This is a genomic window from Streptococcus suis, from assembly GCF_002960445.1.
GTDB classification, from domain to species: Bacteria; Bacillota; Bacilli; order Lactobacillales; family Streptococcaceae; genus Streptococcus; species Streptococcus hyiners.
The window spans coordinates 1-299 of sequence record NZ_POJD01000395.1 but is presented as its reverse complement, the minus strand read 5'-3'; the positions used below and the strand labels follow the sequence as shown (position 1 = coordinate 299).

At 31.1% G+C, this 299-nt stretch carries 1 pseudogene; it reads right to left on the bottom strand.

The features are described 5' to 3' along the window. Nucleotides 1–138: 138 nt before the first annotated feature. Nucleotides 139–299: pseudogene (locus tag C1G53_RS12240) on the bottom strand (MFS transporter); the annotation flags it as partial.

Below are 299 nucleotides of genomic sequence, written 5' to 3'. Positions count from 1 at the left end.
CTTTTAATATTAATTCCATAACATTTCCTCCTGTCTATAATCGCATGCTTTCATTTGCTTGTACGCAGGAAAAACCCTGCGATTTTAGCAGGAAGAATTACATGAAAATAAGATACATAAATATCCCTCCAATATTGTTTATTTTAAATCTAATTTTCTAATCTCATTTATCATTGGGCAAACTATTGCAATGCAAATAATTAAAATACCTGATAGTAAAAACCAATGATTTACACCGATTCTATCAGCAAAGAGTGCAGAAAGAATTAACCCAATTGGCATAGCAAGTGACATGATAC